Genomic DNA, 14,052 nt, shown 5'->3' on the forward strand with positions numbered 1-14,052 from the left:
GAATGAATAAAAGTGGATAATAAATCTAAATCAGAACACGTACATGACGTTTTCCAAAATATTTCTGGAAAATATGATACATTAAATAATATTATAAGTTTTGAACAGCATAAAAGATGGCGCAAATATACAATGAAACAAATGAATGTGAAACCTGGTTCAAAAGCTTTAGATGTATGTTGTGGAACTGCAGATTGGACGATACAATTAAGTCATGCTGTTGGACCTTACGGTGAAGTGGTAGGCTTAGACTTCAGCGAAAACATGTTAGAAGTAGGCAAGAAAAAAACAGATAATATGGCTAACATTCATTTGATACATGGTGATGCTATGAGTTTACCTTTTGAAGATAATGAATTCGACTATGTAACAATTGGTTTCGGATTAAGAAATGTTCCAGATTATAAACATGTCTTAAACGAACTTAAGAGAGTCGTTAAACCTGGTGGTATGGTTGTATGTTTAGAAACAAGTCAACCAACTGTGCCAGTGTTCAAACAAATGTATCGATTCTATTTCAAAAATATCATGCCATTATTCGGAAAATTATTTGCAAAATCTTTACAAGAATATAATTGGTTACAAGAATCTGCCGGAAACTTTCCTGGCAAAAAAGAATTAGCAGAAATGTTCGCTGATGTTGGTTACGAAAGAATAAAAATCAAAAGTTTTACTGGCGGCGTTTCGGCTATGCATTTAGCTTATAAACCTAAATAACAAGGTGATTACATGTATGATAAAACAAAAATCCATTTAAACAAAGAAGTAAAAGAAATAGAAAAACAACTTAATAACTATATTAATAGTGATCAAAATACAATAAATGAAGCTTGCCAATATTTATTAACGTCTGGTGGTAAACGTATACGTCCATTGTTTACATTAATCGCCAGTCAATTTGGCGAGCGATATTCAAAAGATGTAATCACAGTAGCTACAACTTTAGAGCTTATACATATGGCTAGTTTAGTTCACGATGACGTAATTGATAAAAGTGACAAGCGAAGAGGGAAACCTACTATTGCAAAGAAGTGGGATGTACAAACAGCAGTCATAACAGGTAATTATTTGTTATCTCAATCATTAAATGCTGTAAGCACCATTGAACATCCTGACCTACACAAGCAATTGGCCCACGGTATCATAGAAGTTTGTAGAGGAGAACTCTTCCAATTTGAAGATCAATTTATTTCAAATCAATCTATTACGAACTATTTACGTCGAATTAAACGTAAAACAGCTTTACTTATTTCATTATCTACAGAATTAGGTGCATATGCTGCACGAGCAGATAATGAAACAGTTAAAAAGCTAACTAAAATTGGCTATTACATAGGCATGAGTTATCAAATTGTGGATGATATATTAGACTTTACGAGTACTGAAAAGAAATTAGGTAAGCCAGTTGGTTCGGATTTAAAAAATGGCCATCTTACTTTACCAGTATTGTTAAGAATGAAAAACTCATCTGAATTTAAAGAACATATCAATAAATTACATGCGGATAGCCCAGCAGAAACATTCGATTTATTAGTAGAAGAAATCATTACATCTGAAGAATTGCAAAAATCAAAAGAAGTAAGTAATAATTATTTACATAAAGCTGAAGATTTAATTGATACGCTAAATAATGAATCAGGCAAAAAGATGCTTTTAGAAATAATTATGAAAATAAGAGATAGAAACCATTAGAAAGCGCTTGCAACTCCCTTTCTTCAATGATAAACTTATCTTGGATTTACATAAAACAAAGGTAGGGATTACGCAATGGAAAGAACATTTTTAATGATTAAACCTGATGCAGTTCAAAGAAACCTAATTGGTGAAGTTGTTTCACGATTAGAAAGAAAGGGATTAAAATTAGTTGCAGCAAAATTGTTTCAAGCTAATGAAGAATTAGCGAAAGAACATTATGCTGAACATGTTGAAAAGCCTTTTTATAACAAATTAGTGAGCTTTATTACATCAGGCCCAGTATTTGCAATGGTAGTTGAAGGTAAGAATGTAGTGGAAGTTACGAGAACAATTGTTGGAGAAACAAACCCTACTAAAGCAGCTCCAGGTACTATAAGAGGGGATTATGGTATTGATTTAGGAAGAAACATTATTCACGGATCTGATTCTAATGAATCTGCTGCACGTGAAATAAGTTTATGGTTTGATGAATCGGAACTTAATGATTATATATTAAATGATGAAAAATGGGTATATGAATAATAAACACAAGCGAGGAATAGTTTAACAAATTTTTGTTAAACTATTCCTCGCTTTTTGTTAATTTAAAGCGTTAAATATGATATGATTAATTTTATATTTAATTAACAGTAGGGAGAGATAATATGCGTTACTTAACATCTGGTGAATCACATGGACCACAACTGACTGTCATTATTGAAGGTGTTCCAGCTAATTTGAAAATTGACGTCAATGAAATCAATGAAGAAATGTTTAAACGTCAAGGCGGTTACGGACGTGGTCGTCGTATGCAAATTGAAAAAGATGCTGTAGAAATCGTTTCAGGTGTGAGACATGGTTATACTTTAGGTAGCCCTATTACACTCATCGTAAAAAATGATGATTTTAAACATTGGAGAAAAATCATGGGTGCAGATCCATTAACTGAAGAAGAAATAGAAAATATGAAAAGAGTTATTACGAAACCGAGACCAGGACATGCAGATCTTGTTGGTGGGATGAAATATAACCATAGAGATTTAAGAAATGTCCTTGAGCGTTCTTCTGCTCGTGAAACAGCAGCAAGAGTAGCTGTAGGTGCTGTTTCTAAAATTTTATTAAAAGCTTTAGATATAGATATTTATTCTAGAGTTATCGAAATAGGTGGCATAAAAGACGATTTTGAATACTCTCTTGAAGAAGTGAAAGAAAATATTGATCACAATGATGTACGTTGTATTAATGATGACGTAGCAGAAAAAATGAGAAATCGAATAGATGAAGCGAAAAATGATGGTGATTCTATCGGCGGTATCGTTGAAGTTGTTGTAGAAAACATGCCTGCAGGTATTGGAAGTTATGTACATTATGACCGTAAATTAGATGGTCGTTTAGCTCAAGCGGTCGTTAGTATTAACGCTTTTAAAGGTGTTAGTTTCGGTGAAGGATTTAAAGCTGCTGAAAAACCAGGTAGCGAAATCCAAGATGAAATTGCATATGACAGTGAAAAAGGTTATCACCGTTTATCAAACCATTTAGGTGGGCTTGAAGGTGGTATGTCAAATGGTATGCCAATCGTTATTAACGGTGTTATGAAACCTATACCAACATTATATAAACCATTAAATTCTGTCGATATAGATTCTAAAGAGAGCTTTAAAGCTACAATCGAAAGATCAGATAGTTGTGCAGTCCCTGCTGCAAGTGTAGTGTGTGAACACGTCATTGCATTTGAAGTTGCTAAAGCAATTACAGAAGAGTATCAATCTAACCATATTGACCAATTACAAGATGCGATTAAAAACCATCGTAATTGGAACTTGAATTTCTAGGTGATGACATGATTTTTAAAACAACTTATAATGACAACAACTACCCGATTATATTGAAGCAAAATGCATTGACAGATATAAAACATTATTTGAAAGAAAATGAACAAAATATCGTTTTAATTGATCAAGATGTTTATCGATTTCATAAAGAATATTTAAAAGAACAGCTTGAAGATGATGATATTAAATTTTTAACAATTATGAGTGGTGAAGTATGTAAGCAAATGTCTTACTTTGAATCAATCAGTGAAAAATTGTTATCTATGAATATCACTAGACAGTCACAATTAATTGCGATCGGTGGAGGCGCTACTGGAGACTTTGTTGGATTCCTTGCCGCGACGTTACTACGAGGTATTGATTTCATTCAAGTACCTACAACATTGCTTGCACACGATTCTGCAATAGGTGGCAAAGTTGGCATTAATGCTTCAGTTGGTAAAAATTTAATAGGTGCTTTTCATAGACCACGTGCAGTTATATATGACACGAAATTTTTAGAAACGTTACCACATACAGAAATTAGAAGTGGTTACGGTGAAATATATAAGCATGCAATTTTAAATAGTGAAGCTGATACAACACGTCTAATGGAAGTGTATCCGTCGATTAAAGAGTTGTCTCAATTAGAAAATATTGAAACGTTTTTAAAAATGGGTATTGAAACAAAATTAAAAATTGTCATTGAAGATGAGTTCGAAGGTGGCGTGCGTAAGCATTTAAATTTAGGACATACATTTGGGCATGGTATAGAATACTTAACTAAAATTGCACATGGTGAAGCTGTTATGATTGGTATTCTATTCCAAAAAGTTATCAATAAAAACAGAAATTTATATGACACGTTAGATACAATTGATGCATTAATCAATTATTTAAAAGAGCTTGGATATCCACTCAATATATTGAATGATGCTGATATTGAGCTTATTTTTGAGTATATGAAAAAAGATAAAAAAAATATTGGACAATCGATTCAAATGGTTTTACAAAAAGGCGAAGCTTCGTTTACAATTGAATCCGTTTCTAAAGATGAAGTATTAGACGCTTTTAACGAACTTAAAGCTCTAATTAATGAATAGAAGGAGTCCTATAATATGGAAGATGTATATAAAGTAATTGACGATATTCACATGAAAAATATCGACCAATTAGATGAAAAAGTGAATAGAGTTTTACAATCAGATGATCATGATGCGTTATTTATGTTAGGAGAGACATTATATAAATACGGTATTGTCGATCAAGGTGTAAAAATATTTGAAGAATTATATTTTCTTTATCCAGATGAAAATGAATTGCTCATTTATTATATAGAAGGGCTAATCGATCAAAATGATTTAGAAAGAGCACACGAAGTGCTTTATAACAGTCCTCATTCAACAGAAAAATTAATGCTAGAAGCTGATTTATATCAGCAACAAGGTTTATTTGAAGTTGGTATTGAAAAACTTATCGAAGCTAAAGAAATGCAACCAGATGATATCATCACCACTTTTGCTTTAGCTGAAATGTATTATTATGATGGTCAATATTTAAAAGCAATGTCAAACTATGAAACAATCACACAAACAGGTGAAGACATTATAAATGGTATTTCGATTTATGCGCGCATGGCTGATGCAAGTTTACAAAGTGGTGCATATGAAGAAGCGATTAATTATTATGAAAATGTTTCGGAAATGGACATGACTGCGGAAGATTACTTCAAACAAGCGATCAGTTATCAAAAAAATGACTTAACACTTGAAGCAATTAAACAACTTGAAAAATTATTAGAAAAAGATCCTGACTTTATGCAAGCTTATCATTATTTACTTCAAATATTTGAATCTGAAAAAAATTATGAAAAAGCGATTGAAATAGGTAAAGAAGGACTTCGACTAAATGCATATTACAAAGAGTTAATGACGGATACGGCGAGATTAATGTTAACAACTAATGATGAACACGGTGCGATTCTTTTACAAGATGCACTTACAGTAGATCCATCATATACAGAAGCTGCCATCATACTTGCTGACTATTATCGTGAAAAAGATAATACAACCGGTTTAATTAACTTGCTTACTTATGTAGATCATGAAGATATTGATCCAATTGTAGCATGGCATGTTGGTTATGCATTTGGCGTAGAAGAAAGAGATAAAGAAGCACAACATTTCTACGAATTAGCGTACCCAGATTTATTGCAAAACATCGACTTCTTAAATGACTATTACCATTATTTAATAGAAATCGGTAATATTGAAACAGCTAAAAATATATTAGAGTCTGTTCGCAAGCAGGATCCTGAGAATCCATATTGGGATCAAGAATACGAAAGACTATTATAAGTAGGGTTAAATATGAATCATACATGGCTTAATTATGAAAAACAGCGGTTCATTGAATATATATTGTACCAATATGATTTTAAAATTGCTGAAAGTGTATGGATATTAAATTTACTTAAAAGTAGTCCGAAATATTTATCAAATATTTCATTCGTTAGAGAAACGACTCATGATCGAATTTTATCGATAAGCACAGATCGATCTAAACAATTACCCTTATTATATTGTAAAGAACAATTTTGTATAGAAAATGGACGACAAATATTTCATGATATAAGACTAGATGAGACACACTTAAATGTATTGCTCTATTTAAACAACAATGATGACCGTTTGAATAGATTATTGCTCTTACAAATGCTCGTCGCATATTATGGAGAAGAAAAAGACCTTCGTCCATTAAACAACAATCAAAATAGTCTTCATCATTGGGGGCAATTAATTAGAAATGAAATTGATAAATCATTAGATTATAACGATCAAGATACTTTTTTAGAAATGTCTAAAATATTACAATTCATTAATGAGTTGGAGGAACGTCAGTAATGTTATTTAATCATGTTGACTTAAAAGAATTAAAAAACAACTTAGAATATATAGATACAGCGATTATACCTGTTTCCAATATCGATATGAATCATCAATTATTGGCTTCATGTGACAAAAATGAAACAGTACAACTCGTAGGCATGTTAGCTGAAAAACAATTTAAAGGTAGGTTATTGTTAACCCCTTCATTTTTTACGAGCGGAAATCAATACGAGCATGTAATATCATTCATCCAAAGCTTAAAAGAATATGGACTAAACAACATTATCGTTTTAAGCAGTGAGAAAATCGATCTAGATACAGATATTCAACTTTATTCAGTGAATACAATCCCTATGGGTGATCTAGACGATGATATGAAACGCACACTCATAGAAGATGAAGTTAAACAATTCATGAAGTTCATCATCAAAAGTTGGAACAAATCATCATAAAGATAAAGTAGGTTGGGATATCAATACCCAATTTCAAAATTAAGGTCTCTTCATTAGGTCATCGCCTAGTGAAGAGATTTTTTTGTGTTTAGAGTGTTGCGATTTTGAAAGTGCACGCTTGTCTTATGAATATGGCTCGAGCCAGTAGTCGCGTGCGTCTACTATTCCCCCGGGTTTCAGCACTTTACAAAATCGATACAAAAATGTCTTGGATTAACATCGGAATTAACTCACGACATGGGCAATGTCTTGGATTAACATCGGACTTAACTCACGACTTGGGCAATGTCTTGGATTAACATCGGACTTAACTCACGACTTGGGCAATGTCTGTACTGAACCCAAAAAGTTGAACTTTTTTAGTATGATATTTTAAAGGTTTGTTTCCTGAATTTTTTAGGAGATAAGCCTTTTAATTTTGATTTGATTCTTTCATTATTATAAAAATGAATATAACGATGTATAGCTTGTTCTAGTTGCTGAAAATCTTCGAATTCTTGACCATAATACATCTCTTGTTTAAGTAGTCCGAAAAAGTTTTCCATAACTGAGTTATCTAAACAATTACCTTTTCTAGACATACTTTGAAATACTTTATTTGCTTTTAATAATTTAGTGTATTGCGAATGTTGATAATGCCAACCTTGATCTGAGTGTATCGTTAAACGATAGCTTAAATCTGGACGCATAGCTATCATTTCTTTTAGTGGATTGATGACAATCTCTAACGAAGGACGTTTTGAAATTTCAAAACTAATAATCTCCGAACTATATAAGTCCATAAAAGGAGATAAATATAATTTTTGGCCATTCTTCAACTTGAATTCTGTAATATCTGTCACTATTTTTTGAAAAGGGACATGTGTTTTAAATCTACGATTTATTATATTTTTAGCGACCTTACCAACTTTACCTTTGAATGATCGAAATTTACGCCCTCTATGCGTAAATTTCGAACAAGATAACCCTAATTCTTTCATTAATCTTCTTACTTTTTTATGATTTACATTGATACCTCTATTACTTAAATCTTGTGTAACGCTTCGATAACCATAGGTATAATTAGATTCCTTACATATTTCTTTTATTACTTTAATCAGTTCATCATCTTTATTAGGTTTATTGAACTGATTTATCCAATAATAATATACAGATTTAGCTAATTTAGCGACTTTGAATAAAATACTCAATTTTATATTAAGTGTTTCGTGTAGTTACGTAATGATCTTTACTATTTCTGATTTTTGCTTCCGTATATGTCGGTCAAGGCTTGTAACTTTTTTTGATAAGCAATACCTGCCTTTAACGTTTCAACTTCATTGCGAAGTCTTTCGAGTTCTTCACGTTCATTTTCATTTAGAGATGAATTTTTATTATCAGTTTCCGAATATTTTTTATCCATATTGATAGACCGTCCCTTTTGTTTATTAGCTAGATCAAGACGACACTTTTCATCAAATTGATGTTGCCAATTGGCAACCATTATAGGATTAATAATCTTAAAATGATTAGCTGTTTCTCGATAAGACAACATATTTTCTTGTCTAAATTTTATAACAGATAATTTAAATTCGCTAGTATAAACAGTGTTTCTTCTTTTTTCTTGTAAGCCATCTTCTCCAAACTCTTTATATTGATTGACCCATATTTGAATGACAGATGAACTGGAAATGTCATGTTTTAAGGTAAGTGCTTTATAACCTGATTGACCATCTAAGTACTCTTTTACTAATTTTAATTTAAAGTTAAAATCATATTTTTTTCTCATAAATAATGCACCCCTATAAGCTAGATTTGAGGTTCAACTTTTGGGGTGCACATCAGACTTGAGCAATGTCTTGGATTAACTCAGTACTTAACTCATGACTTAAGTAGTGTCTTACGTTATGTCGTGAGTTGAATCATTTCTACGGACTATCTTCCGGTAACATTACTTAAAAATGCATCTCGCAACAGTTTAAATTTGGGGACATCACTATCAAAAATCAGTTTTTTAGACTGAATTTCTCCTTAAATATTAAAGCCTTTTCATTTTTTTGAATTTTACGTGTTAAAACCTAAATAAATAAACATTTAAATTGTGACAAAGCGTTGACCGTCTTGAAATAATAGGCTAAAATTAAGTTGTCCTAGTTATAAAAGAACGATTAATAGAGGGGGGAATCTAAATGAGCCAACGTGTCACACGACGCCAATTTCTAAACTATTCATTAATGGGTGTTGGGTCATTTATGGCTGCTGGTATGATTTTACCTATGGGTAGATTTGCGCTTGATCCTGTTTTCAAAGCGGATGCACAAGGCGATTTGATTGCTACAGGCGTAAAGGAGTCAGAACTTGGCAAAGAGCCTATAAAAGTGGACTTTAAATTCGAACAAGAAGATGCTTGGTATACGAGTGAAGTTACAGAATTTGCTTGGGTATACAAAGATGGAAAGGACATCGTAGCATTATCACCGGTCTGTAAACATTTAGGATGTACAGTAACTTGGAATGGTGATGACTCAAATCCTAACCAATTCTATTGTCCATGTCATAACGGTCGTTATGAAAAGAATGGTAAAAACATTCCTGGTACGCCACCATTAGCACCACTTGATCAATACGAAGTGAAAGTTAAAGATGGCATTATTCAAATCGGTAAAAAACACGAGAACGAATTAGCTAAATAAGGAGGGATTAACAATGATAGATAAAATCTATGATTGGGTCGATGACAGACTTGATATTACACCAATTTGGCGAGATATTGCTGATCATGAGGTGCCAGAGCATGTTAACCCTGCTTATCACTTTTCAGCTTTCGTTTATTGTTTTGGTGGTCTAACGTTTTTCATTACAGTAATACAAGTATTATCAGGCATGTTCTTAACGATGTACTATGTTCCAGATATCGTTAATGCTTGGAAGTCAGTTTACTATTTACAACACGATGTAGCTGCTGGTGTTATCGTACGTGGTATGCACCATTGGGGAGCAAGTTTAGTAGTAGTCATGATGTTTTTACATACACTTCGTGTATTTTTCACAGGATCTTATAAACAACCGAGAGAATTAAACTGGGTTGTAGGTGTTTTAATATTCTTTGTAATGCTTGGATTAAGTTTTACTGGTTATTTATTACCATGGGATATGAAAGCACTTTTTGCAACAAAAGTAGGTTTACAAATTGCAGAGTCAGTTCCTATCATTGGGCCGTGGGTTAAGACATTACTAGCAGGGGATGCAGAGATAGTTGGTGCACAAACTTTAACTCGTTTCTTTGCGATACATGTATTCTTCCTACCAGCTGCACTATTCGCGTTACTGGCAGCACACTTTATAATGATCAGAAAACAAGGTATTTCAGGTCCACTATAAAAATAACGTGAATAAATGAAAAAGGAGGTCATGCGACATGCATCGCGGTAAAGGGATGAAGTTTGTTGGTGACTCAAGAATTAAGTCATACGACAAACCAAAGTTAAATAGAGATTACTCAGAATTTCCAGGTCGTACAGAGAGTTTCTGGCCTGACTTTCTATTAAAAGAATGGATGACTGGTGCGGTTTTCTTAATTGCATACTTATGTTTAACAGTCGCGCATCCATCGCCACTTGAACGTGTGGCAGATCCATCTGATACTGGTTATACACCATTACCAGACTGGTATTTCTTATTCTTATATCAAATACTTAAATATACATTCGCATCTGGTCCTTATAATACATTTGGGGCAATCGTCTTACCAGGTATAGCATTTGGTGCTTTATTATTAGCGCCTTGGTTAGATAGAGGACCTGAACGTAAATGGACGAAGAGACCATTTGCTTCTGGATTTATGTTAATTGCAGTTGCTATCTTATTCTATACAACATGGGAATCAAGTTATTACCATGATTGGAAACAACAAGCTAAGCAAGGTGAAATCGTATTCTCTAACTTAGATAAATCTGACCCAGTATATACTGACATTATCAAGTCAAACTGTACAAGTTGTCATGGTGGTGAGTTGACTGGGGGACAAGGTCCAAACTTGGTTGAATCGAAATTACCTAAAGAGGGTGTCCATGGATTTGTAGAAAAAGGTGCAGGTAAAATGCCGAGCTTTAAAGATACACTTTCAAAAGATGAAATCGATAAAGTATCTAAATACGTTGCAGATTTACATGAAACAGATGCAAACGGTAAAGAATTGAAAAAATAATTATTAAAGCCACCATTTTATGGTGGCTTTTTTCAAAGGAGTAATCTAATGGCATTTTGGAGATATGTAATGGGACAAAAGTCAGTGCTCATAACATTGTTTATAGCAAATCTGCTCGGCACAATTTATGGATATATATGGTATGGCGGACAATTATTAGAAAGTAAATGGTATTTTTGGCCTTTCATCCCTGATAGTCCTACAGCAACTTTATTTCTAGTAATTGCTATTGCAGCTATTTATTTCAATAAGCATTTAGGATTGTTTGAATGTTTAGCGTTTGTGACATTAATTAAATATGGTGTATGGGCTGTCGTGATGAATTTATTTGTTATGATTCATTATGATCAACTTGTTCCTATGGCAATTATGCTCATGACTTCTCACGGGATCATGGCGATTCAAGCATTTATGTTCTATCCATTATTTCACATCAAAACTTGGCATATCATCGTCACAATGATATGGGTATTTCATAATGACGTCATAGATTATGTGTATCACCAATATCCTGTATATAGTATGTTAAGCCAGTACGAGTCACATATCGGATATTTTGCTTTTTGGTTAAGTATTGGCGCTTTTCTATTATTATTATATTTACAAAAAAACATAAAATTACGTTCGAAATATTTGACGTAACGGCCGTCACTCCGTAATATAATAAATAACAGGGATATAAAGGAGGAAGTTATTTGTTTTCATATATCATATATTTTATCATCATTATGCTTGTCCCTATGTACTTTCAATTTAGAGTAAAATCAACTTACAATAAATATTCAAGAGTACGCTCAACAAGTGGGAAGACGGGTAAACAAGTAGCTGAAGAAATTTTAGCTGCTAACGGTATTCATGATGTGGAAGTATTACAAGGTGAAGGATTCTTATCAGATCATTTTGATCCATCTAAAAAGCGTGTTGTATTATCACCTGCTAACTATCAACAACCAAGTGTAGCAGGAGCAGCAATTGCAGCTCACGAAGTTGGACATGCAATTCAACATGCTCAAGGATACGGGTTCCTAAAATTTAGAACAGCGCTTTTACCGCTAGCTAGTTTAGGAAGTTCATTATCATACATTATTATTTTAGCTGGTATCGTATTAACAGCAATGAGTAGTACATTCGGTACAACATTATTATGGGTTGGTATTGTGTTTATGTCATTCGCTGTTTTATTCTCATTAATTACATTACCAGTTGAATTTGATGCAAGTAAACGGGCAATGCGCCAAATTGAGAAATTAAATATGGTTAACGAACAAGAATATAGACATGCTAAAAAAGTTCTATCAGCAGCTGCGATGACATATGTTGCCGCAACAGCAGTAGCAGTAGCAGAACTTGCAAGATTTATTCTAATGGCTCGTAATAGTTAATGACTATTAAAGACTATCGATTTAAGTTTATAACTTATATCGGTAGTTTTTTTATTTTATAATGAATCATAAATTGTAGATTTAAATGTTCCATAACGTTCTATCAGTTTATAACATTGTCATTATATGCATGAATCATATATAATTTTATTATGTGAGTTCCTTTGTATATTAATATAAACGTAATGTGAGGAGGAATATTAATGGATATGAAAGAAATGCAAAAAGAAGTAGATACTTATATTTCTCAATTTAAAGCTGGCTATTTTTCACCATTAGCTAATTTAGCTAGATTAACGGAAGAAGTAGGAGAACTGGCAAGAGAAATTAATCATAGTCATGGTGAGAAAAAAAAGAAATCTACTGAAGAAGAAAATACGATTGAAGCTGAACTAGGCGATAATCTATTTGTATTAATTTGTTTAGCAAACTCATTAAATATAGATTTGAATAAAAGTTTTGAAGATACTATGCATAAATTTAATGTAAGAGATAAAGATAGATTTGAACGTAAATAAGTCATTATGGAGGAATAGTATGAAAATCGGTATAACGTGTTATCCATCAATGGGCGGTTCAGGCATAGTAGCGACTGAACTAGGATTAGAAATGGCAAAGAGAGGTCACGAAGTTCATTTTATAACGTCTAATATGCCTTTTAGAATGAGAGAGCCTGTGCCAAACGTTACTTTTCACCAAGTTGACGTTAATCAATACTCTGTTTTCCAATATCCGCCATATGATATAACATTAAGTGCAAAAATTGCAGATGTCATCAATGATTATGATTTAGATATTTTACATATGCACTACGCAGTCCCACATGCAATTTGTGGTATTTTAGCAAGACAAATATCTGGGAAAGATGTCAAAATCATGACGACATTACACGGTACGGATATAACAGTATTAGGTTATGATACATCATTACAAAGTGCCATTCGCTTTGGAATTGAAAAAAGTGATGTTGTCACGAGTGTTAGTGATAGTTTAAAAGAAGAAACATATGAAGTAATAGAACCAGATAAAGACATTCAAACAATATATAACTTTGTACAAGAAGATAACTTCCCGCAAGTTTATAATACAGATTTAAGGACGAGATACGGAATAGAAGAAGATGAAAAAGTCATCACATTTGTATCTAATTTTAGAAAAGTAAAACGTGTCCATGATGTTGTAGAAACTTTCTATAAGATTAACAAAAATGTTAAATCTAAATTACTGTTAATCGGGGATGGACCGGAATTACAAGTTGCTAGAGAACAAATTAAACATCTCAATATTGAAAATCATGTACTTTTCTTAGGCAAACAAGATGAAGTTAATATTTTTTACCAAATGTCTGATTTAACATTGCTCTTAAGTGAAAAAGAAAGCTTTGGATTAGTGCTATTAGAAGCGATGCTAACGGGCGTTGTTCCGATTGGTACGAATGCAGGCGGTATAAAAGAAGTCATTAAAAACGGTGAGACAGGTTATACCGTTGATGTAGGTGACACGGATAAAGCGAGTGAATATGCAATTGAGTTATTAACAAATGAATCGTTATATAAAAACATGCAAAGTAAAATGATAGCAGATGTCCGCAAACGTTTCTCTTCGAAAGTAATTGCTGATCAGTATGAATCTTGTTACAACGATATGTTAGGAGTTTAA

17 protein-coding genes are annotated in these 14,052 nt (G+C 32.7%); 15 read left to right on the forward strand and 2 right to left on the reverse strand.

The window, feature by feature from the left end:
• Positions 1-12: 12 nt before the first annotated feature.
• The 8 genes from PYW35_RS06610 (at position 13) to PYW35_RS06645 (ending at position 6,825) form a co-directional block, all read left to right on the forward strand.
• On the forward strand, positions 13-717 hold the full coding sequence (locus PYW35_RS06610) for a demethylmenaquinone methyltransferase (RefSeq protein ID WP_016912124.1): 705 nt from the start codon (positions 13-15) through the stop codon (positions 715-717).
• Between the two features lie 12 nt (positions 718-729).
• Positions 730-1,692 (forward strand): polyprenyl synthetase family protein, encoded by a 963-nt coding sequence (locus PYW35_RS06615; RefSeq protein WP_016912125.1) that lies wholly within the window; start codon positions 730-732, stop codon positions 1,690-1,692.
• 75 nt (positions 1,693-1,767) lie between these two features.
• Complete coding sequence (gene ndk, locus PYW35_RS06620; RefSeq protein WP_016912126.1) at positions 1,768-2,217, forward strand: nucleoside-diphosphate kinase; 450 nt, start codon at positions 1,768-1,770, stop codon at positions 2,215-2,217.
• 122 nt (positions 2,218-2,339) lie between these two features.
• The gene (gene aroC, locus PYW35_RS06625) at positions 2,340-3,506 is read left to right on the forward strand and encodes a chorismate synthase (RefSeq protein ID WP_103323661.1); all 1,167 of its coding nucleotides are present in this window, start codon (positions 2,340-2,342) and stop codon (positions 3,504-3,506) included.
• 8 nt (positions 3,507-3,514) lie between these two features.
• Positions 3,515-4,588, forward strand: coding sequence for a 3-dehydroquinate synthase (gene aroB, locus PYW35_RS06630; RefSeq protein ID WP_103323660.1), 1,074 nt, complete (start codon positions 3,515-3,517; stop codon positions 4,586-4,588).
• Positions 4,589-4,603: 15 nt separating this feature from the next.
• On the forward strand, positions 4,604-5,842 hold the full coding sequence (locus tag PYW35_RS06635) for a tetratricopeptide repeat protein (protein WP_103323659.1): 1,239 nt from the start codon (positions 4,604-4,606) through the stop codon (positions 5,840-5,842).
• A 12-nt stretch (positions 5,843-5,854) separates the two neighbouring features.
• Positions 5,855-6,388 (forward strand): YpiB family protein, encoded by a 534-nt coding sequence (locus PYW35_RS06640; protein WP_103323658.1) that lies wholly within the window; start codon positions 5,855-5,857, stop codon positions 6,386-6,388.
• Entirely contained in the window at positions 6,388-6,825 is a 438-nt protein-coding gene (locus PYW35_RS06645; RefSeq protein WP_103323657.1) for a DUF2487 family protein, read from the forward strand. The genes PYW35_RS06640 and PYW35_RS06645 overlap by 1 nt, the downstream gene beginning before the upstream one ends.
• 359 nt (positions 6,826-7,184) lie before the next feature.
• On the opposite strand, the gene PYW35_RS06650 is transcribed toward PYW35_RS06645, so the two are convergent.
• Together PYW35_RS06650 and PYW35_RS06655 are read right to left on the reverse strand one after the other, a co-directional pair.
• A complete protein-coding gene (locus PYW35_RS06650; RefSeq protein WP_204107814.1) occupies positions 7,185-8,015 on the reverse strand; it encodes an IS3 family transposase in 831 nt (276 codons plus the stop codon).
• 41 nt (positions 8,016-8,056) lie between these two features.
• Positions 8,057-8,593: a helix-turn-helix domain-containing protein gene (locus PYW35_RS06655; RefSeq protein ID WP_103323507.1), complete on the reverse strand. Its 537-nt coding sequence runs from the start codon at positions 8,591-8,593 to the stop codon at positions 8,057-8,059.
• Between the two features lie 400 nt (positions 8,594-8,993).
• Here PYW35_RS06655 and PYW35_RS06660 point away from each other — a divergent pair, with 400 nt between their 5' ends.
• The 7 genes from PYW35_RS06660 to bshA all read left to right on the forward strand — a co-directional run bounded on the left by PYW35_RS06660 (position 8,994) and on the right by bshA (position 14,052).
• A complete protein-coding gene (locus PYW35_RS06660; protein ID WP_016912348.1) occupies positions 8,994-9,497 on the forward strand; it encodes a Rieske (2Fe-2S) protein in 504 nt (167 codons plus the stop codon).
• A 13-nt stretch (positions 9,498-9,510) separates the two neighbouring features.
• The gene (gene qcrB, locus PYW35_RS06665) at positions 9,511-10,185 is read left to right on the forward strand and encodes a menaquinol-cytochrome c reductase cytochrome b subunit (RefSeq protein WP_016912349.1); all 675 of its coding nucleotides are present in this window, start codon (positions 9,511-9,513) and stop codon (positions 10,183-10,185) included.
• Between the two features lie 37 nt (positions 10,186-10,222).
• Positions 10,223-11,011, forward strand: a complete 789-nt coding sequence (locus PYW35_RS06670) for a menaquinol-cytochrome c reductase cytochrome b/c subunit (RefSeq protein WP_016912350.1) — start codon at positions 10,223-10,225, stop codon at positions 11,009-11,011.
• Between the two features lie 48 nt (positions 11,012-11,059).
• Complete coding sequence (locus PYW35_RS06675; RefSeq protein WP_103322300.1) at positions 11,060-11,653, forward strand: DUF1405 domain-containing protein; 594 nt, start codon at positions 11,060-11,062, stop codon at positions 11,651-11,653.
• Between the two features lie 53 nt (positions 11,654-11,706).
• Positions 11,707-12,393, forward strand: a complete 687-nt coding sequence (locus PYW35_RS06680) for a zinc metallopeptidase (RefSeq protein ID WP_016912352.1) — start codon at positions 11,707-11,709, stop codon at positions 12,391-12,393.
• A 203-nt stretch (positions 12,394-12,596) separates the two neighbouring features.
• Positions 12,597-12,911 (forward strand): nucleotide pyrophosphohydrolase, encoded by a 315-nt coding sequence (locus PYW35_RS06685; RefSeq protein WP_016912353.1) that lies wholly within the window; start codon positions 12,597-12,599, stop codon positions 12,909-12,911.
• A gap of 19 nt (positions 12,912-12,930) precedes the next feature.
• Positions 12,931-14,052: an N-acetyl-alpha-D-glucosaminyl L-malate synthase BshA gene (gene bshA / locus PYW35_RS06690; RefSeq protein WP_103322299.1), complete on the forward strand. Its 1,122-nt coding sequence runs from the start codon at positions 12,931-12,933 to the stop codon at positions 14,050-14,052.

The organism is Mammaliicoccus vitulinus, assembly GCF_029024305.1.
Classification (GTDB): Bacteria; Bacillota; Bacilli; order Staphylococcales; family Staphylococcaceae; genus Mammaliicoccus; species Mammaliicoccus vitulinus.